Genomic DNA, 20,102 nt, shown 5'->3' on the forward strand with positions numbered 1-20,102 from the left:
TGCGGCGACGCGCGGGCGGGCGCGCTCAGCCCGCGGCGCCGCTGCCGCCGGGGCCCTCGGCGGCGGCCCCCTCGGCGAAGTCCGCCGCGAAGGCGGCGAAGTCGGCGCTGCGCCAGCGCTCCGGGCGCATACGGAAGAGGACGTCGTCCTTGAGCTGGTCCGCGGTCGCCGTCAGGTAGGCGCGCGCCTCCTCGGCGTCCAGGTACCGGTGGGCCAGGGCCTCGCGCACGGCCGGGTCCACCGGGTCCTCCGCCGTGATGGGGCCCTCGACGCTGACGTACCGGTACGGACGCCCCTCGTCCTGCGCGCACAGGCTGAACCGCCCGGCGGAGCGCAGCAGCCGGGCCTTGACGGTCCCGCGGCCCGTCTCCACCACGACCTCGCCGCCGGGCTCGTAGCCGTACCAGACCGGCACGATCAGGGGCGCCCGGTCCCCGCTTCTGGTGTCGGCGACACCCAGGACGCCGACGCGCGGTTCGGCGAGGAAGCGTTCACGGTCGTGGCGCGCCATGGCGGGCAGCATGGAAGGGCTCCTCCGAGTCGGGAAGTGCGGCCGAAGTGGTCCTGTTGCGAGGGGACCGCCGCGAGAACAATCTTGAGAACGAGGAGATCACTCCCCGACCGAATAGCCGCCAAACATACGCTTTGGACGGTTTCAAGCCGCTTCGCGGGGGCGCCGCGGGAGGGCCGCGCGGGGCGCCGAGCGGCCGGAAATCGCGGCTTCGGAAGTGCCGCGATCACCCCGTCCGGCGCGGGTGTTACCGACGGTGCGGCCCCGTCCCGCACGAGGCGGGAAAGTCATCGGACCGGCGGACGGCGCGTCGAACGGCGGAGCGGTCGGGGCCGAAACGCGTGCCCGGCGCGGTCCCGCCGAGCGCGCCGAGGACGGCTCGATCGGTGCCGTCGGGGGACGTGAGAGGCGTCACGCCGGATACGGGCCGAACCGCCCCCACCCGTCGGTGCGGCCTGCGTGGCCCCGTAGCCCTGAAGTCCCGTAGCTCCGTACCTCCTGTAACCCTGTTACCGCGTAACCCCGTACCCCCCGACCCCCGTAACCCCGTAACCCCGTAGCCACCCGTAGTACACCGCCCACAACGCGGCGCCCCCCCGTAGCGCTCAACTCGCGGAGCAGGCGGGGCAGGCGGCCCGGTCCGGGTTGCGCCGACGGCGTCGGCAGGCGCACCAGGGCCAGTCGAGGCATTCGGGACACTGCGTGTGCGGCGGTGCGACGGGCCGTCCGCAAGTGCCGCCACGGCCGGCGCATTCCTGGATCGGGGGCCGGTAGCCGACGGCGTCGGCGAGCGAACGCGCCGCGGCCGGCCGCGGCCCGTCCCCTCGTCGTCCGCGTCCCGCTCGTCGCGCCGGGCGGACAGCAGCCACCCGCCCCGGCAGACCGGGCACGGTTCGTCGTCGCGGTCGGGCCGCTCCGGCGGAGCCGGCAGCCAGCCGTCCTCACACGGCCGTTGCAGGCGGCCGGGGTCAGCAGCCACACCGCGACGTCGTCGGGCCCGTAGCCGTCGCGGCGCGCGTCACCGTCGCGCCGGAGCGGACGACCGGCCCAGCTCCGCCACCAGCGCCGCTCGACGCGGGCCGCGATCCGGGCGGCGGGATACCGCTGCAGCTCGTCGTGGATGAGGTCGACGACGCGGGCGGGACGCCGCCCCCGCAGGCGAGCACGAGCTTGTCGGGCAGCGCGGCCAGCACCGCCCGCAGCGGATCCTTCGCACTCGCCGCGGTCTGGCACGCGTCGCACTGGTCCCGGTCCCAGGAGCGGGGAAAGTAGGTGCGCGCCCACTTGCGGCGGCGGTCCTTGCGCTTCCCGGGCTCGACATGCGTGATGCCGGAGGCGTACTCGGGACGCTGCGGCAACGGCCCGGCACAGGTACGGCAACGGTCCCGGCAGGCGCGGCAGCGCTCGCCGTCGGAGGTGGGCGCCTGGCAGCCGGGGCACTCCCTGCGGCACACCGCGCACAGGTGGTCCTCGGGATGGGGCAGGGCCAGCCACCGGTGCTCGCCCTGGCAGCGTACGCAGCGGCGGGTGTCGGTCTCCTCCCGGTGGGTGGACAGGACGGGCCGCCCGGACACTGGTCGCAGCGGATGACGGCCCGGTCGGCGGACGGACGCAAGAACGTGCTCATGCGGCACTCCCGGCATCGGAGTGGGCGAATTGACCAGCGTAGCGGGTGGTGGGGCGGGCGACGGTGGGCGGGCGCGGGTTGCGGCGCGCGGGCGCGGGTTGCGGTGTACGGGGGCGGGTTGCGGTGTACGGGGGCGGACAAGGGCGCGCGGGCTGCGGGCTGCGGGCTGCGGGCTGCGGGCTGCGGGCTGCGGGCTGCGGGCTGCGGGCTGCGGGCTGCGGTACACGGGCGCGGGCTGGGGCGCGGTTACGGCCGGAAGTCGGCGGCTGTTCACGTACGGATCGGGAAGTGCGCCGGGAGCCGGGGGGCGAGTCCCACCATCGCGAGAGGGCCGGCCTCCGCCGTGCCACGAACACCCCGAACCGGCCGCTCGACCGCCGCGATCGTGTCCGGGAGGAGCGCGCCGCGGCGCAGCGGCTCAAGAAGCGCCCGGAGTTCCGGTGTCCCCGCTGGTCCGTCCGTGGCGCCGAGCCCCGCACCGCGAGTCGACCGTCGGCTCACGGGACCGAGGCACCGGGAGCCCACAAGCACCGGCCCCACCGCTTCCGCTGACAGCGGAACGGGGAGCGAAGGGCGAGCCCGTGGCGTTGTCGCGGCAGTACCACGGCCACCCCACCAGTCCTGGCCACCGTCCCGCACACGAGACGTGACAAGGAGTCACATGACCGCGCCCACCGCCCTCCCCGCGACCCACCGCGAGGTCCACCTCACCGCGCGCCCCTCGGGCACCCCCTCCGAGGAGCACTTCACGCTCGTCACGGCTCCGGTGCCCGTGCCCGGCCCCGGGCAGGTGCTGATCCGTACCACGGTGCTGGGTGTGCCCGTCGTGCTCAGCGAACTGGTCCGCGGCCGCGACGACCTGCCGATGCCGCCGTTCGACCTGGGTGCCTGTGTGCCGGGGCCCAGCATCGGCGAGGTCGTCGACCCGGGCGGCAGCGGTCTGCGGGTGGGAGACCTCGTCAGCACCCGGACGGGCGGCTGGCGGGAGTACGCCGCGCTGGGCACCGACGCCGTCCAGCGCCTGGACCTCGACGCGCTGCCCGACCCGGCCGCTCATCTGACGCAGGGCGCCGCCGCCTACCTGGGCGTCGTGCGCGCCGGTGAAGTCCGCGCGGGCGACACCGTGTTCGTGACCAGCGCGGCCGGGGCGGTGGGCTCGCTGGCCGGGCAGATCGCCAGGCTGCGCGGCGCGGGGCGGGTCATCGGCTCCACCGGTTCGCAGCGCAAGGCCGACACCCTGACCAAGGAACTCGGCTACGACGCCGCGGTCCTGCGCGGTGCCGGACCGGTCGAGGAGCAGCTGCGCGCGGCGGCGCCCGACGGGGTCGACGTGGTGATCGACCAGGTGGCCGGCGACCAGCTGAAGGCGGCCGTGGCCGTGGCCCGGAGCGGGGCGCGGATCGCGCTGATCGGGGCCCTGGCCGGACAGCTCGGTGACACGCCCACCATCGACCTCGACCCCGTGGCCCTGATCACGCGCAGCATCACCCTGCGCGGCGCGACCCTGTTCGACCACCTCGACATCGTCCCCGAGTGGACCGAGTTCTTCGGGCGTGGGCTGCGCGACGGCACCCTCACCTTCCCCCGTACCGTGCTGAAGGGTCTCGACCAGGCCCCGCGCGCCCTCCGCGAGCTGATAGCGGGCCGGCACACCGGCACCGTCCACGTCGAGCTGTGAGCGGCGGCCACCAGTCGGCCGACAAGCCTCCTCAGTCCCGGTCAGGCTCGCTCGGTCCCGGCCGGACCCGGGTCAGGCCCGGGTGAGGATCAGTACGGCGTTCTGCCCGCCGAAGCCGAAGGAGTTGCTCAGCACCGCTTCCACGCCCTGCGGACGGGGCGTACCGGCCACGACGTCGAGGTCGATACGCGGATCGAGGCGCGTGAGGTTCGCCACCGGCGGGATCAGCTGGTGCTGCAGGGTCAGCACGCCGCACGCGGCCTCGATGGCGCCGGCGGCACCGATCCCGTGGCCCAGCGCGCCCTTGTTCGCGGTGACCGGCGGCGGCCGGTCGAAGACCCGGTTCAGGGTGCGGGCTTCGAACAGGTCGTTGAAGTCGGTGGCGGAGCCGTGGGCGTTGACGTGGTCGATGTCGCCGGTCCGCAGGCCGGCCTCGGTCAGCGCGGCGTCGATGGCGGCCGCGGCGCCCTTGCCCTGCGGGTCGGGCGTGGTGGGGTGGTGGGCGTCGGCGGAAGCACCGTAGCCCGCCAGCCAGGCCTGTACGCCGGCCCGGCGGGCGCGGGCGTGCCCGGCCTTCTCCAGTACGAGGACCGCCGCGCCCTCCCCCAGCACGAACCCGTCCCGGTCCGCGTCGAAGGGCCGGGAGGCGCGCCCTGGGTCCTGGCACCGCCGGGACAGCACCGACATCCGGGAGAAGCACAGGGCCACCATCTTCGACGCCCTGGGGGATTCGGCCCCGCCGGCCAGCACCACATCGCAGCGGTCGGCGGCCAGCAGGTCCTTGGCCACGCCGAGCGCGCTGGCTCCCGAGGCGCACGCGGTGGAGACGGTCAGGTTGGGGCCGGTCACCCCCAGGTCCAGGGCGACCTCTCCGGCGGCCATGTTGGGGATGGAACGCGGCAGCGCCAGCGGGGAGACGCCACGCAGCCGCCCTTGGAGCAGCTTCTCGCTCTCGCCGGGCCAGTGCTCCATGCTGGCGGCGCCGACCCCCAGCACGACGCCGATGCGGCGCCGGTCCCACCGTTCCGGCGTCAGCGCGGCGTCGGCGACCGCCATCCGGGCGGCCACCACCGCCAGCTGGATGAAACGGTTCGTACGCCATGCGATGGCCTTCACACCGGCCGGGTCGAAGCCGGGCACCCGGCAGGAGAAGTCGACCGGCATGTCCTTGAGGGCGGGGTCGGTCGCCGCGGTGGACCGGCCCTGGCACAGGCATTCCCACATCGCCCGGCCTCCGGCGCCGGCCGGTGTGAGCAGGCCCATCCCGGTCACGGCCACGGGCTCGCTCATGACGGCGTGCCCCCGGTGGGCCGGGGCGTCCGGTGTTCGTCGGGCAGTGCCTGTTCGAGTACGGCGCAGATGTCGGCGAGCGTCGACGTGGTGCCCAGCCGGCCGTCGGCCGTGTCGGGCAGCTCGGCGCCGTGCTCGTCCTCGTAACGCACCACCAGTTCCATCAGCGCCAGCGAGTCCAGGCCCAGCGCTTCGATCGTGGTCTCGGGCGTGGCGGCCGCACGGTCGATGCCGAAGGCCTGCTCCAGCTCGCTGGCCAGGTGCGGAAAGAGGCGGCTGGTCATGTGATGCTCCTTTGCGTGTGGGGGACGGGGCACGACGGCTCGGCGCAGGTGGCCGTGCCGCCGGCCGGAAGGTGCGGGGGCCGGTCCACGGGCCGGTCCGGCCGGGTGACCGGCACGCTGCGCAGACCGCGTACGACGACGCCTTCGCCGTATATGCGGGGCGCGTCGTGCAGCCTGGGCGGGCAGGTGGCAGGTCCGGACAGCACGCTGCGGTCGGTCAGCCGGGCCAGGGCCGCCCCCCGTCAGAAATGCGCGACCGCTCCGAAAGCCGAATGCCGCGCCGGTGCTTCTCCTTGGGCGGCCGAGGCAAAACAGCGCCGGGGCCGGAAGGTGTGCGGACTGTCGAAAGCGTCCGGGTAGTGGTTGGCCGCTCTCGGCAGAGGCAGCACGATCGTGCCGCGGGTCACCGGCCTTCCGTGCAGGGCAGTGTGGTGCACCGGTCAGCTAGAAAAGATGGATTCCTCGGCGCCCCCGCCGAGCGACCGTGCCCTTTCCACCGTCGCCAGACGGATCGGCTCATCGAGGTGTATCGACTCATCAATGTGTGCAGCCACAAGCCTCCTTGGTCGCGCTCCGCAGGGATGACGTTTCCGCGCCGCGGGCAGCTTCCGGCAGCCGGCACCGGCCCGGCGTCCCGCCGTGGAAATCGCACGCCCTCGTCGGCGGCACGGATACGCCATTCGCGCAGCACAGGCGCTGTCCGCGTGCGGGACACCACGCGCCGAAGGCCCCGTCTGCTCCATACCGCGCAGCGGACCGTTCTGACGGATTACCTGGCGACCCCGGACTCGCCGGGCGGGGAATCGCCGTCCGGTCCGGGCGCGTCAGCCGAAATGCCGGTGCGGGGAAGGGAATGAGCCGTAACTCGATCGCTGTTTCCGGGCCCGGGGCGGAACACCCCTGCACCAAGAAGCATTTCCATTTTCCACGTCATCATGACATTCCCGGAGACGCGCACCCCAACGTGTCATCCGTAGAACAGGGAGCCGATCCGGCTGTCGGCCGGACAGTTCCAGCGGCGGAGGGCAGTGACCGTTCACGCTGACGGTCGCCCGTCCCACAGTTCCCGCAGGGCCGCGTTGACCGCGGCAGGTTCCTGGGTGTGCGGGTAGTAGCCGGGCACGCGCAGGAGCCGGGCGCCGACCGCGTCGGCCACGGCCTCGGCGCAGGCGGTCAGCGCTTCGCCCACGTACGTGCGGTACAGCTCCGGCGCATGCTGCCAGGTCCCGCAGATCACCAGGGTCGGCCACGGTGCGGCCCGCAACGGTTCCAGGGGCACCGTCGCTTCCCACACCGGACGTTCGCGCATCGAGGTGGCCACGGCACGGAGGCGCTGCGGCGTGGGGTCGGGCATGGGCATGCCGATGCCCTCCGTGGAAGCACGCAGATACTGCTCCGCCGTCACCGATTCCGGCACTCCGGCGCTGCCCCGCACCCGTTCCAGCATGGCCTCGATGGCCGGGTGGCCGGCGGCCGCGGAGAACGCGGAGGGCTGGATCAGCGTCAGGGACCGTACGAGGTCGGGACGGCGTCCGGCGGCGAGCATGGCCGCCAGGCCACCGTTGCCATGGCCGACCAGATGCGCGCCTCCGTCCTGCCGCGCCAGCAGGTCCACCAAGTCGTCGGCGTCGGTGTCGAAGTCGCTGCGGGGCGTGTCGGGGCTGCGGCCGTAGCCACGGCGGTCCACCAGCAGCAGGCGGTAGCGGTCGGCCAGCGGCCGCTGGGCCGCGAACCCGTACGTCTCGTCGCTCCCCCACGTGAAGATGTTGTGCACGAAGACCGCCGGGGCCCCCTTGCCGCCGGTCTCGTCCCACACCGTCATGTGTATCGCGGTCATCGGCGATCCATCCTCTCCCCCAGGTCCATCCTTTCCCCCGGCGATGTCCGTTGTCCCGGACCTCACCGGCCCTCAACATACTCATCGGGCGTGACAGACCGGCGTGGCCACCTCACCCGCCCCGTTCCACCCGGGAAGGTGACATCGGTACGTAACGCCGCGCGGCCTCCCTCCCCGGAGCTATCAAGGCGGCGACGGCGCACCCGCCCACGGACCGACGTACCGCTGACGCGTCGCGTGGCCGGAGCGCCGGGATACCGCGCAGCCCACGCCCGGGAGGACCGAATGGAAACCGCGCTGATCGGGCGGGAGCACAGCGTACGGATGCTGCGGTCCCGTCTGGAGCGGGCGCGTGCCAGTCATGGCGGCCTGGTGCTGGTCACGGGTGAGGCGGGCATCGGCAAGACGTCCTTGGTGCGCAGTGCGGTGGACGAGGCGCGGGAGTCCGGCGGCATGCTGGTGGTGCACGGAACTTGCTGGGACTCCGACAGCACGCCCGGTTTCTGGCCGTGGACGCAGGCCGTACGGAGCTTGCGGCGCGGCGCGTCGGCCGCAGAGTGGGAGGCGGCGGCGACAGCAGCCGGTGGAGCGCTCTCCGTACTCCTGGGTGAGGGCGCGAGCGCCGGGGAAGCGCTGCGGTTCGAGCTGTTCGACGCGGTGACGACGCTGCTGACCGTCATGTCGCAGAGTCGCCCGGTGACCGTGGTGCTGGAGGACCTGCACTGGGCGGACGCCGCGTCGCTGAGCCTGCTGGAGTTCACGGCGCAGCACACCTGGTACGAGCGGCTGCTGGTGATCGGGACGTACCGCGACGTGGAGGTGCAGCGCCCCGACCATCCCCTGCGGCCGTTGCTGCCGCGACTGGCGGCGAAGGCCACCACACTCGCGTTGACGGGTCTGACCCCGCCGCAGGTCGCGGAGTTGGCCGCGCGTACGGTCGGTGTCCGTCCGGACGCCGCCACGACCGCGGGGATGTGCGAACGCACCGGCGGCAATCCGTACTTCGTGGAGGAGACGGCCCGCCTGTGGTCGGCCGGGCAGCCCGTGGCCGCGGTGGCGCCCGGCGTGCGCGCCGTGGTGCACCGGCGGCTGGCACTGCTCGGCGAGCCCACCGTGCGGCTGCTCGGCGCCGCCGCCGTGCTGGGCCGCCGGTTCGGGCGGAGAACGCTGGCCCGTACGGCCGGGTCGACGGAGCCCCAGACCACCGGTCTGCTCGGGGAGGCGGTCGCGGCCGGGCTGCTGGAGCCGTCGGCGGCGGACGCGTACGTCTTCACCCACGACCTGGTACGGGAGACCCTGTACGACGGGCTGGCCGAGGACCGGCGCCGCCACCTGCACGCCGCCGCCGTACGCGCCCTGCGGGACACCGCAGGCGCCGGGGACCGGGCGCGGCCGACCGATCTGGCCCGGCACGCGTACTTCGCGGGCCCGGACCTCGACGCCGACGAGGCGGTGGACATCCTGGTGGCCGCGGGCCGGCACGCGGTGAGCAGGCTGGCGAGCGAGGAGGCCGTGGCGCACTACCGGCGCGCGCTGGAACGGCTCGGGACCGCCGACCCACGCCGCCACGTGCTGCTCGCCCTCGACCTCGGTGCCGAACTCCAGCTCCTGGGCGAACACGAACGCTCCTGGCTGGTGTACGAGGACGCCGCCACGCTGGCGTCCGGCACGGGCGACGCCGGGCTCGTGGGCCGGGTGGCGCTCACGCTGCACCACGCGGACGGCCGGGGCGACGGGACGGGGCTCAAGACCCGGGCCCTGCGCGAGGCGCACCGCGCGTTGGTTCCGGGGCCTCGCCCCGCCGCCGACGGCCCCGGCAACCCTGACGCGGGCCCGGTGGACGAGGTGGCCCGCCGCGTCGTGGCAGCCGCCCGCGCCGCCGGGGACGACGACGCCCTCCACTTGGGGCTGTGGGCGCGCCTGCACGCGGTGTGGGCACCCGGCACGGCCGAACAGCGGGTCCGGGTGGCCGGGGAGCTGATGGAGGTGTCCCGCCGCCGGGCCGATGTGTGGATGGAGCATCTGGCGGCGTCGATGCGCTGGGTCGCCCTGCTGGAACTGGACGACCCCGGCTTTCTGCGGCAGTTCTCCGACACGGTGGCCGGAGCGGACGCCTGCGGGCTACCCCGGACCAGCATGATCTCGGTTATCGACCGCAGCGTCGTGTACGCGTTCATGGGCCGCTTCCCCGAGGCCGACGACCTGCTCGCGCAGACGCTGGCCCTCAGCGGCACCCACGCCAACTACTACCAGTACTTCGTCGGCCACCACCGCTGGGCGCTGGCCGTCCTCCGGGGCAGCTTCCCGGAAGCGGAGCAGGCATACCGCGCGATGCGCGGACAGGACCACCTGTACACCGAGGTGCTGGCGGGCATCACCGCATTGGAACGGGGCACCGCCCCGCACGGCCCGGTGCCATGGCCCGGGGGCGGCCCGTGCGACGACAGCGTGCTGGAACGCGGCATCGCTCCCCTGCGGGTCCGGCTCCAGGCGCAGAGCGCGGCGGCGTCCCGGGACCCGGCGCGCTGCGGGCAGGCGCACGCCGTCCTGGCGCCGTACCGGGGGCAGTGGCTGGTCTCCTTGTTCGGCTGGGACATCAGCGGCCCGGCAGCCCTGTGGTCGGGCCTGCTGCACACCGCCGAGGAGCAGTGGGACGCGGCGGTACGGGACCTCACCACGGCCGCGCGCTCCGCCGACCGGCTGCACGCCCGCCCCTGGTCGGTACGCGCCCGTACGGAACTGGCCCGCGCCTTGCTCGCCCGGGCGGGCCACGACGACACGAACCGGGCCGCCGCTCTCCTTCACGAGACGGAAGCGGAGGCCCGCGAACTGGGCATGCCACACCTTGCCGAACGGGCTCGAAGCCTCGCCCCCTCCCCCGCCCCGCACCCTGGCCGCCAACTCGACCATCCGGAGCGGGAGTTCGTACGCAACGGAGCCGTGTGGCGCCTTCGCTACGCGGGCCGCACCGTCCACGTACCCGACGCCAAAGGACTCGCCGACCTGCACACGCTGCTCGGCCTCCCGGGCCAGGACATCCCGGCCGTCCGCCTGCTGTACCCGGACAGCGCGCCCCTGGCAGCGGCTGCGGGCGCCCTCGGAAGCGACCTGGTCCTGGACGAGGAGGCGAAGACCCGCTACCGGCAGCGTCTGGAACTGCTCGACGACGAGATCGACAGGGCGGCCGTACGCGGCGACGGCCACACGGTCGCGGAGTACGACAGCGAGCGGAAGGCCCTGCTCGCCGAACTCCGCAAGGCTTCCGGCCTGGCGGGGCGCTCCCGCCGCCTCGGCGACGAGACCGACCGCGCCCGCAAGAACGTCACCGCCCGCATCCGGGACACCCTGCGCCGCCTGAAAGAGCACCACCCCGAACTCGCCTCCCATCTACAGGCGACCGTGTCGACCGGCGCGATGTGCCGCTACGCACCGGACTGTGAGGTGCGGTGGCGCCTGTGAGCGCCGGACGGCTGCTCGCCCTGCCCCGCCATGGGCTCCGAACGGCCGCCCCGCACCCCCGTTGCAAGCGGGGCGGCCGTCCGGCGGTGCCGGCGGTCAGGCCGGCGCCGGGGAGGTGGCTGGTGTGGTGATCCCGGCCTCGGGCGGGTCGCCGGTCAGGTTGCCCTCCATGTCGGCCCAGGTGTCGTGCCACGCGTAACCCTGCTCGGGGCCGCGCTGCCAGGTGTGGGTGACACGGCCGTCCGGCCCGCGGCCGAAGACGGAAAGAGTGCCGTGCGGGTTGAGGACCACGGCCGGGTCATGGGTGAGACGCCCGTGGAGCGGCGTCCAGACCGACCACGGCCCACCGGTCCCGGTCTGCCAGCGGTGGTGGAGGGCGTCGTCCGTACCGCGCCCGAACAACACCATCCCGCCGTCCCGACCGACGACCACCGCGGGCCGCCCCCGGACCGAACCTCCCATGTCCACCCAGGTGTCGTTCCAGGCGTACCCCTGCTCGGGCCCGCGCTGCCACGTATGCGTCACCCGGCCCGCCGGATCCCTGCCGAAGACCGACAACGCGCCGTGCGGGCTCAGCACGACCGCCGGATCACCGGCCAGCCGTCCGTGCAGCGGCGTCCAGGCGGACCACGGCCCACCCGTACCCGTCTGCCAACGATGATGAAGACCGCCGTCCGTGCCGCGCGCGAACAACACCATCCCGCCGTCCCGACCGACGACCACCGCGGGCCGCCCCCCGACCGAACCTTCCATGTCGGCCCAGCCGTCATTCCAGGCGTACCCCTGCTCCGGCCCCCGCTGCCACGTATGCGTCACCCGGCCTTCCGGCCCCCGGGCGAACACGGACAGCGCACCATTCGGGCTCAGCACCACCGCCGGATCACCGGCCAACCGCCCACCCAGCGAAACCCACTCGGGCGCCCACTCCCCCGCCTCCGACTGCCAGGTATGCCACAGCGCGCCGTCGTCACCACGAACGAACACCGCCAACTTGCCGTACCGGCCCACCAAAGCCCACGGCCGCCCCACCGCGCCCCCCGCAGGACGCCCCAGCCCCGTCCACGCCGACCACGCCCCACCAGGCGCGTTCTGCCAGCGATGCGTGATCCCGCCGGACGCCTCGACACCAAGGACCACCATCCCCGAACCGGTGTCCACCACCGACGGCACCCCCACGCTCACCCGGGGGTTGGTCCTGGGGGCCGCGCCCGTCCACCAGGTGGTCTCCTTGCGGGCGCCGGGCCAGGAGAAGCTGAAGTGGATGTGGTTGGTGTGCGGGTTGCTGCCTCGGTAGGGCTGCCAGCCGGCGTCCGGGCGGTTCGCCATCCAGATGCGGCGGTTCCAGATCATGTACATGATGCCCAAGCGGCGGGCCGGCGCATGGGGGTTGCCGTGCCGGTCGGTGGCGTGCAGCCAGTTGATCAGGTCGTCCGCCAGGTGGGCCTGGCCGTTGACCTCGACGCCCCAGTCCCAGGCCCGGCCTTCCTTGTGTTCGCTCTGGCCGCCGCTGCCGCAGGACCGGCTGATGCCGAGGTCCCGGGTGCCCGGGTAGGCGGCGAAAACAAGGTCGCGGAAGCCGGCCACGCCGGGCTTGGCGGCGGGGTCGCAGTCGCGCTGCGGGTCGTACGGCGCGTACGGGTCGATGCGCGGTCCGAAGTCGGGTGTGGGCGGTGCCATGGGGCCTCCCCCGGCCTGGCCGCCTCCTCGTGAGGCGGCTCCGTCCTTGAAGCGCGCGCTGCGAACTGGCGGGTGCCAGAAACGATCGCGCGCCTTCGAGAGAAACGGCGTTTCGGCCCGATGCGTGTGCGATGCGTAGCCCAGAAGGGTGGCCGCCTGGAAGACGGCTGGGGCGCACGTATCCGCATGGCCGTCACCGCCGTTGCCGTGTCGTCGGTGAGAGGAGAACAGGCCATGGGGATGCGGAGAGGGCGGAGGAAGCTGGCCGGCGCCACGGTGGCGCTGGCGTTCCTGAGTGCGGGCGCCGCCGCCTCGCCGGTGCCCGCCGGGGTACGGCCGGGTGACGACGGCGCGACGGCGGAACGGGTGACCGTACGGACCGACGCCGGTCTGGTGCGCGGCGTACGGTCCGCGCGGCACCGGATCTTTCAGGGCGTTCCGTATGCCGGGGCGCCCGAGGGCGCTTACCGGTGGGCGGCCCCGCGGCCGGTGCGGCCGTGGAAGGGGGTGCGGGACGCCACCGTGCCGGGCGCGCTGTGCCCGCAGGTGCCGTCCCCGTACGCGCAGGTCTCCAGCGAGGAGGAGGACTGCCTGTTCCTGAACGTCACCGCGCCCGCGGCCGTACGGCACCGCCCGGCCCCCGTACTGGTGTGGATCCACGGTGACGGGTCGGTCGGCGCGGGCAGCTTCTTCGACGCGCGCCGGCTCGCCGACCGCGGCGTCGTGGTCGTCACCGTCAACTACCGGCTGGGGATCTTCGGCGGCTTCGCCCACCCGGGCCTGAAAGGGTCGGGGACCTTCGGGCTCCAGGACCAGCAGGCCGCGTTGCGCTGGGTGCGGCGCAACGCGGCGGCGTTCGGCGGTGACGCGGGGAACGTGACCGTGGCGGGCTCCTCGTTCGGCGCCGCGGCCATCACGGGGCATCTCACCTCACCCGGGGCGCGCGGCCTGTTCCACCGGGCCGTCCTGTCGAGCGGCGAGGGCATGATGGACCTGCCGGCCGGGACGATGGGCCCGGACGTGCCCGGTTACCCGTGGTTCGTCTGGCGGACGGCCCGGGAGACCGAGGACATCAGCGCGGAGATGACCTCGTCGCTGGGCTGTACGGCGCCCGACCCGGCGCGGACGCTGCGGTGTCTGCGCGCCCTGCCGGTCAAGCGGATCCTGAAGGTCCCGTACATCATGAACGCCTTCCAGGTCTTCGCCTACGGCAACGAGACGCTGCCGCGGCTGCCGGCCAAGGCTTTGCGCGCGGGGCGATTCCACCGTGTGCCGGTGCTCTCGGGGGCGACCCGCGACGAACACCGTACGTTCGTGGGCATGTTGTACGACGCCGTCGGCAAGCCGTTCACCGGCGACGATTACGGCCGGGCGCTCACGAAGGCGTTCGGCGGCCGGGCGGACGCGGTGCGCGCGCGGTACCCGCTGACGCAGTTCCCGTCCCCGGCCATCGCCTGGTCGGCCGTCGTCACGGACCGGCTGTGGGCCCGGGGCACCCAGGCGCAGCACGTGGCGCTCGCACGGCACGTACCGACGTACGCCTACGAGTTCGCCGACCGGAACGCGCCCATGTACCTCCCGCTGCCGGGCCGCTTCGACTTCGGCGCCTACCACGCGGGCGACACGCCCTACCTGTTCGAGGAGCCGGAGGTGAGCAAGCGCTTCACGGCGGCGCAGCGGTGGCTGTCGGACACCATGACGGACCAGTGGGCCGCCTTCGCCCGTACCGGTACGCCCAACGGGTCCCGTCTGCCGGTCTGGCGCCCGTACCGGTCCGCGGACGACCGTCCGTTCACCCAGTCGCTGGCACCGGACCGGATCGCCCCGGTCGACTACGCCCGTGAGCACGCCCTCGACTTCTGGCGCCGGTTCCCGTGAGGGTGCGCGGTACGGGGAGTGGCGGGGCCGCGTCGAGCGCGCGAAGTGCTCGGCGAGACCGGGCGTGCCTGCTCAGCGGAGGTTTCCGGCGGTGGACGCCAGGGCCGGATCTTGCAGGTACGTGCCGAAGCCGTGGGTGGCGCGGGCGTCCGTACGGCCGGAGGTGAGGACGGGGCAGCGGTCCGTTCTGAGGATGCGGGCGCCGACGCGTTCCCGTGCGGCCGCCAGCGCGTGGTCCTCGCTCCCCGCCCATGGATCTCTTATACGACGATCTCGCCGGACCGGTTCCGGAGCCTGGGGCGCGCGACGCCCCTCCTGGCCTGCATCCCTTGCTCTCCCATCACAGCTGGTTATAGCTTCTAACTCAAGCGAGATGCCCTATCTCGCCATCCCGCTATCCGGCTATTCCGCCGGAGCGCGCGACGCACCTCCGCCACGCCCGCGCCCGCTGACTGTTCGTCACGCCGCCTCACCCAGCACCCAGCACCCAGCACCCAGCACCCCAAGGAGAACGCCATGTCCGCCATTCGCAGCACCAGCACCCGCGCCGCCCTGCTCGCCCTCCCGCTCGTCATCGGCCTCCTCGGCACCGCCGCCGCACCCGCCGGAGCCACTCCCCGTCACCCCGCCGAGTCCCTGACCTGCCGCGGCAAGGGCGTCGATCCCGACGCCCGCATACGGCAGAAGACCGAGACCGTGATCCATGCGCCGCTGAGCACCATTTGGAAGCTCCAGACCGACGTGGAGCGCTGGCCGTCCTGGCAGTCCCCTGTCGAAACCGCGGAACGCCTCGACCACGGCCCCCTGCGACAGGGCTCGGCCTTCCGCTGGGCGACTCCGGCGCCCGCCACTCCCACCACTCCCGCCACCACGCTGGAGATCACGTCGACCGTCGAGCAGCTCAAGCGCAACTCCTGCATCCGCTGGACCGGTCCCGCGATCGGTGACGGACTGCGCATCGACAGGGGCGTCCACGTGTGGAACTTCACCAAGGTCGACGGCGGCGTCCGCGTGAGCACCGAAGAGACCCACCGCGGCGCCCAGGTCGAATCCAATGTCCCCCTCGCCACGGAAATCCTCCGCAGGGGCCTCGAACAATGGCTGAGCGAACTCAAGGCCGCCGCCGAGGCCTGCGCCCACGGCCGGACGCACTGATTCACGACGCCTTCGGCGGCCACGACGGCCACAGCGGCGGTCAGAGATATCGAGGGCGCGGCGCACTTCCCCGCCGCGCCCTTCAGCCGATGCCGCATCAGGCGTCCGCTGCTTCGGTGTTCAACCAAGCCTCGGCCGCTGCCGGTTGCAGGAATTGCCGTACGGCGCTCCGTCCCCCACTCGCCGCGAGAGACCGCCGACGGCCCCGACACACCAGACGGAACTACCCCAAGTGAGGATCATCATTTCTTCCGGTGACGCCTCGGGGTAACCTTTCACGAATTTGCCGTACGGCAAGGTCATGAGGGGCCGGCCCGGGACACGGGTGTGTGTGCCTCCGGCGGCGGAAACCATAGCGCCGCCGCGCCTTGCGCTGGCAGTCTGTTCAGGGGAACGAGGGTGGGTCATGGCTGCTGGAACGGCGGGCGAAAAGGCGCGTCCGGTGTCGCGCACGAGGACGCCGCGCACCGAGGTGAAAGTCGGGGAGCCGGAGCTGCGGCAGTTGCTCGCGGGGCTCACGGCCGTACGTGACGGGAATTTCGGGACGCGTCTGCCGGGCGACGCCGACGGGCTGCTCGGCGAGATCGCGACCGTCTTCAACGGCATGGTCGACCAGCTGTCCCTGTTCACCTCGGAAGTGACCCGGGTGGCCCGCGAGGTCGGCAGCGAGGGCCGGCTCGGCGGGCAGGCGCAGGTGCCGGGCGTCTCGGGCACCTGGGCGGATCTGACCGACTCGGTGAACGCCATGGCCGGCAACCTCACCTCCCAGGTGCGCGACATCGCGCAGGTGGCCACCGCCGTCGCGAAGGGCGATCTCTCGCAGAAGATCGATGTCGATGCCCAGGGCGAGATCCTGGAGCTGAAGAACACGGTGAACACGATGGTGGACCAGCTGTCCGCCTTCGCCGACGAGGTCACCCGCGTCGCCCGCGAAGTCGGCAGCGAAGGGCGGCTGGGCGGACAGGCCCAGGTGCCCGGAGTAGGCGGAACCTGGCGCGACCTGACCGACTCCGTCAACTTCATGGCCGGCAACCTCACGTCCCAGGTACGCAATATCGCGCAGGTCACCACCGCGGTCGCCAAGGGCGACCTGTCGCAGAAGATCACCGTGGATGCCCGGGGCGAGATCCTGGAGCTCAAGACCACGGTGAACACGATGGTGGACCAGCTCTCCGCCTTCGCCGACGAAGTCACCCGCGTCGCCCGCGAAGTCGGCACCGAGGGGCGGCTGGGCGGACAGGCCCAGGTGCCCGGAGTAGGCGGAACCTGGCGCGACCTGACCGACTCCGTCAACTTCATGGCCGGGAACCTGACCTCGCAGGTGCGCTCCATCGCGGCGGTCGCCACCTCGGTGGCGCAGGGCGATCTGTCGCAGAAGATCACGGTGGACGCCCGCGGTGAGATCCTGGAGCTGAAGAACACCATCAACACGATGGTGGACCAGCTCTCCGCCTTCGCCGACGAGGTCACCCGCGTCGCCCGCGAGGTCGGCACCGAGGGCAATCTCGGCGGTCAGGCCACCGTGCGGGGCGTGTCGGGCACCTGGAAGGACCTGACCGACAACGTCAACGTGATGGCGTCCAACCTGACCGGCCAGGTGCGTTCCATCGCCCAGGTGGCCGCCGCGGTCGCCAAGGGCGACCTCTCGCAGAAGATCACGGTCGAGGCGAAGGGCGAGGTGGCCGCGCTCGCCGGTGTGATCAACACGATGGTCGACACGCTCTCCGCGTTCGCCGACGAGGTCACCCGGGTGGCCCGCGAGGTCGGCACCGAGGGCATGCTCGGCGGCCAGGCCCACGTACCGAACGTGGCCGGTACATGGAAGGACCTGACCGACAACGTCAACTCGATGGCCAACAACCTGACCGGTCAGGTGCGCAATATCGCCCAGGTCACCACCGCGGTAGCCAACGGCGATCTGTCGAAGAAGATCGACGTCGACGCCCGGGGCGAGATCCTGGAGCTCAAGACCACCATCAACACCATGGTCGACCAGCTCTCCTCGTTCGCCTCCGAGGTGACCCGGGTGGCCCGCGAGGTCGGCAGCGAGGGGCGGCTCGGCGGGCAGGCGGAGGTCGAGGGCGTCTCGGGTACCTGGAAGCGGCTGACCGAGAACGTCAACGAGCTGGCCGGCAACCTCACCCGGCAGGTACGGGCCATCGCCGGGGTGACCAGCGCGGTCGCCGAGGGCGATCTCACCCGGTCCATCACGGTGGACGCGTCCGGCGAGGTCGCGGAGCTCAAGGACAACATCAACTCCATGGTGCGGTCCCTGCGCGAGACCACCCGGGCCAACCAGGAGCAGGACTGGCTCAAGAGCAACCTGGCCCGTATCTCCGGGCTGATGCAGGGCCACCGTGACCTCGCGGTCGTCGCCGAGCTGGTCATGGACGAGCTGACGCCGCTCGTCTCGGCCCAGTACGGCGCCTTCTACCTGGCCGAGGAGACCGAGCGCGGCACCGTACTGAGCCTCGTCGGCGCGTACGGCCGTCCCCCCGGCAGCACGGCGCCCGACCGGTTCGAGCTGGGCGAGTCCCTGGTCGGCCAGGCCGCGCGCAGCCGCCGTACGATCGTCGCGGACGGCGTGCCGGGCGACTACATCAGCATCTCCAGCGGCCTGGGCCGGACGGCGCCGGGCAGCCTGATCGTGCTGCCGATCATCGTGGAGGACCAGGTCCTCGGCATCATCGAGCTGGCGTCCTTCACCTCCTTCACCCCCGTGCACCGGGACTTCCTCGAACAGCTCATGGAGATGGTGGGCGTCAACGTCAACACCATCGTCGCGAACGCGCGTACCGACGAGCTGCTGAAGGAGTCGCAGCGCCTGGCCGGGGAGCTGCAGGCCCGCTCCGGGGAGCTGACGCGGCAGCAGGAGGAACTCCAGCGCTCCAACGAGGAGCTGGAGGAGAAGGCCGAACTGCTCGCCTCCCAGAACCGCGACATCGAGACCAAGAACCTGGAGATCGAGCAGGCCCGGCAGGAGCTGGAGGACCGGGCACGGCAGCTGGCCCTGGCGTCGAAGTACAAGTCGGAGTTCCTGGCCAACATGAGCCACGAACTGCGCACCCCGCTCAACAGCTTGCTCATCCTGGCGCAGCTGCTCGCGCAGAACCCGACGCGCAACCTCACGCCCAAGCAGGTCGAGTACGCGGGCATCATCCACTCCGCCGGCTCGGACCTGCTCCAGCTCATCAACGACATCCTCGACCTGTCGAAGGTCGAGGCGGGGAAGATGGACATCAACCCGGAGCGGGTGGCGCTGCGGCAGCTCCTGGACTACGTCGAGGCGACGTTCCGGCCGATGACCACCCAGAAGAGCCTCGACTTCACGATCAGCGCCGCGCCCGGTGTCCCGGTGGACCTGCTGACCGACGACGCACGGCTGCGTCAGATCCTGCGCAATCTCCTGTCCAACGCGGTCAAGTTCACCGAGGAGGGCAGCGTCGAGCTGCGCATCGAGCCGGCCGCCGACAGCGAACTGCCCGACACGGTCCGCCGCGGCGGCCCCGTCGTCGCCTTCCGGGTCAAGGACACCGGTATCGGCATCGCCGAGCAGCAGCTCGCGGTGATCTTCGGGGCGTTCCAGCAGGCGGACGGCACCACCAGCCGCAAGTACGGGGGCACCGGCCTCGGCCTGTCCATCAGCCGCGAGATCGCCCACCTCCTGGGCGGCGCGGTGACGGCCGAGAGCACGCCGGGACAGGGCAGCGCCTTCACGCTGTACCTGCCCGTGGCCCGCGCCGACTTCCAGGAACAGGCCGGCGGCCCGGTCGCCGTCGAGGCACCGCCGGGCGAGCGGGGTACGGAGCACGTCAGCCCACCGCACTCCCCCGTCGCCGCGCCCGCGCCGCCGCGCCGGCTGCTGGTGATCGAGGAGCGTCCCCGCGGGCTGCTGTCCCACGTGGCCGAGAGCGCGGTCGCCGAGCTGGCCGGGGGCGGCCAGGACCTGGGCGACCGTCCGGAACCCATCGAGGTGATCTCCGCGGCCGGTGCCCAGGAGGCCGCGGGCGCGCTGGCCGCGGAACCCTTCCACTGCGTGGTCCTGGACCTGGACATGACGGGCGGCGAAGCCCTGCGGTTCCTGGAGGCGATGGACGGCGACGCCGCCGTCCGCACCGTCGCCGTCCTCGCGCACAACAGCAGGCGCCTGGAGGCGGAACAGGAGCGCGCCCTCCAGGCACGTGCCCGTACCCAGCCGCTGGAGGTCCTCTCCAGCCTGGACGAGCTGCGCGAACGCATCGCCCTGCACCTGTCCGCCGAGCAGCCCGGTGACGTGCTGCCGCTGGTGCGCCCGGAGGAGCCCCAGGCCCCGCGGCCCGTCGACGACAGCCTCAGCGGCCGCACCGTCCTGGTCGTGGACGACGACGCCCGCAACCTGTACGCGCTCAGCGGCATCCTGGAGCTGCACGGCATCCACGTACGGCACGCGGAGAACGGCCGTGAGGGGATCCAGGCGCTCGCCGAGCACCCGGACATCGACCTCATCCTGATGGACGTGATGATGCCCGAGATGGACGGTTACACCGCCACCGCGGAGATCCGGCGGATGCCGGAACACGCCGGGCTGCCCATCATCGCGGTCACGGCCAAGGCCATGCCCGGCGACCGGGAGAAGAGCCTCGCCTCCGGGGCCAGTGACTACGTCACCAAGCCGGTGGACACCGACGACCTGATCGCCTGCGTCCGCCGGTGGCTGACCGCTTGAG

Annotated in this window: 11 protein-coding genes; 5 read left to right on the forward strand and 6 right to left on the reverse strand. The window is 72.7% G+C overall.

The window, feature by feature from the left end:
- Window positions 1–25: 25 nt before the first annotated feature.
- The gene (locus CP973_RS21840; protein WP_150244100.1) at window positions 26–523 is read right to left on the reverse strand and encodes a pyridoxamine 5'-phosphate oxidase family protein; all 498 of its coding nucleotides are present in this window, start codon (window positions 521–523) and stop codon (window positions 26–28) included.
- A 956-nt stretch (window positions 524–1,479) separates the two neighbouring features.
- Window positions 1,480–2,085 (reverse strand): hypothetical protein, encoded by a 606-nt coding sequence (locus CP973_RS41025; RefSeq protein ID WP_244409929.1) that lies wholly within the window; start codon window positions 2,083–2,085, stop codon window positions 1,480–1,482.
- Between the two features lie 714 nt (window positions 2,086–2,799).
- Between CP973_RS41025 and CP973_RS21855 the strand changes: the two genes are divergently transcribed.
- On the forward strand, window positions 2,800–3,816 hold the full coding sequence (locus CP973_RS21855) for an MDR family NADP-dependent oxidoreductase (protein WP_150244104.1): 1,017 nt from the start codon (window positions 2,800–2,802) through the stop codon (window positions 3,814–3,816).
- Between the two features lie 72 nt (window positions 3,817–3,888).
- Here the strand turns inward: CP973_RS21855 and CP973_RS21860 are convergent, their stop codons facing one another.
- From CP973_RS21860 to CP973_RS21870, 3 genes are all read right to left on the reverse strand, one after another.
- Complete coding sequence (locus CP973_RS21860; protein WP_150244106.1) at window positions 3,889–5,106, reverse strand: beta-ketoacyl-[acyl-carrier-protein] synthase family protein; 1,218 nt, start codon at window positions 5,104–5,106, stop codon at window positions 3,889–3,891.
- Window positions 5,103–5,390 carry an acyl carrier protein gene (locus tag CP973_RS21865; protein ID WP_150244108.1) on the reverse strand — a complete coding sequence of 96 codons (288 nt, stop codon included), beginning with the start codon at window positions 5,388–5,390 and terminating at the stop codon, window positions 5,103–5,105. Before CP973_RS21865 ends, CP973_RS21860 begins: the two co-directional genes overlap by 4 nt.
- A gap of 1,036 nt (window positions 5,391–6,426) precedes the next feature.
- The gene (locus CP973_RS21870; RefSeq protein WP_150244110.1) at window positions 6,427–7,227 is read right to left on the reverse strand and encodes an alpha/beta fold hydrolase; all 801 of its coding nucleotides are present in this window, start codon (window positions 7,225–7,227) and stop codon (window positions 6,427–6,429) included.
- A 285-nt stretch (window positions 7,228–7,512) separates the two neighbouring features.
- Here CP973_RS21870 and CP973_RS21875 point away from each other — a divergent pair, with 285 nt between their 5' ends.
- Window positions 7,513–10,686, forward strand: coding sequence for an ATP-binding protein (locus tag CP973_RS21875; protein WP_150244112.1), 3,174 nt, complete (start codon window positions 7,513–7,515; stop codon window positions 10,684–10,686).
- Between the two features lie 96 nt (window positions 10,687–10,782).
- On the opposite strand, the gene CP973_RS21880 is transcribed toward CP973_RS21875, so the two are convergent.
- A complete protein-coding gene (locus CP973_RS21880; protein ID WP_150244114.1) occupies window positions 10,783–12,363 on the reverse strand; it encodes a PLL family lectin in 1,581 nt (526 codons plus the stop codon).
- Between the two features lie 234 nt (window positions 12,364–12,597).
- Between CP973_RS21880 and CP973_RS21885 the strand changes: the two genes are divergently transcribed.
- The 3 genes from CP973_RS21885 to CP973_RS21900 all read left to right on the forward strand — a co-directional run bounded on the left by CP973_RS21885 (window position 12,598) and on the right by CP973_RS21900 (window position 20,101).
- Entirely contained in the window at window positions 12,598–14,241 is a 1,644-nt protein-coding gene (locus tag CP973_RS21885) for a carboxylesterase/lipase family protein (protein ID WP_150244116.1), read from the forward strand.
- A 516-nt stretch (window positions 14,242–14,757) separates the two neighbouring features.
- Window positions 14,758–15,396 (forward strand): SRPBCC family protein, encoded by a 639-nt coding sequence (locus CP973_RS21895; protein WP_150244118.1) that lies wholly within the window; start codon window positions 14,758–14,760, stop codon window positions 15,394–15,396.
- A 406-nt stretch (window positions 15,397–15,802) separates the two neighbouring features.
- On the forward strand, window positions 15,803–20,101 hold the full coding sequence (locus CP973_RS21900; RefSeq protein ID WP_150244120.1) for a HAMP domain-containing protein: 4,299 nt from the start codon (window positions 15,803–15,805) through the stop codon (window positions 20,099–20,101).
- Window position 20,102: the final 1 nt, after the last annotated feature.

This window comes from Streptomyces albofaciens JCM 4342, from assembly GCF_008634025.1.
GTDB classification, from domain to species: Bacteria; Actinomycetota; Actinomycetes; order Streptomycetales; family Streptomycetaceae; genus Streptomyces; species Streptomyces albofaciens.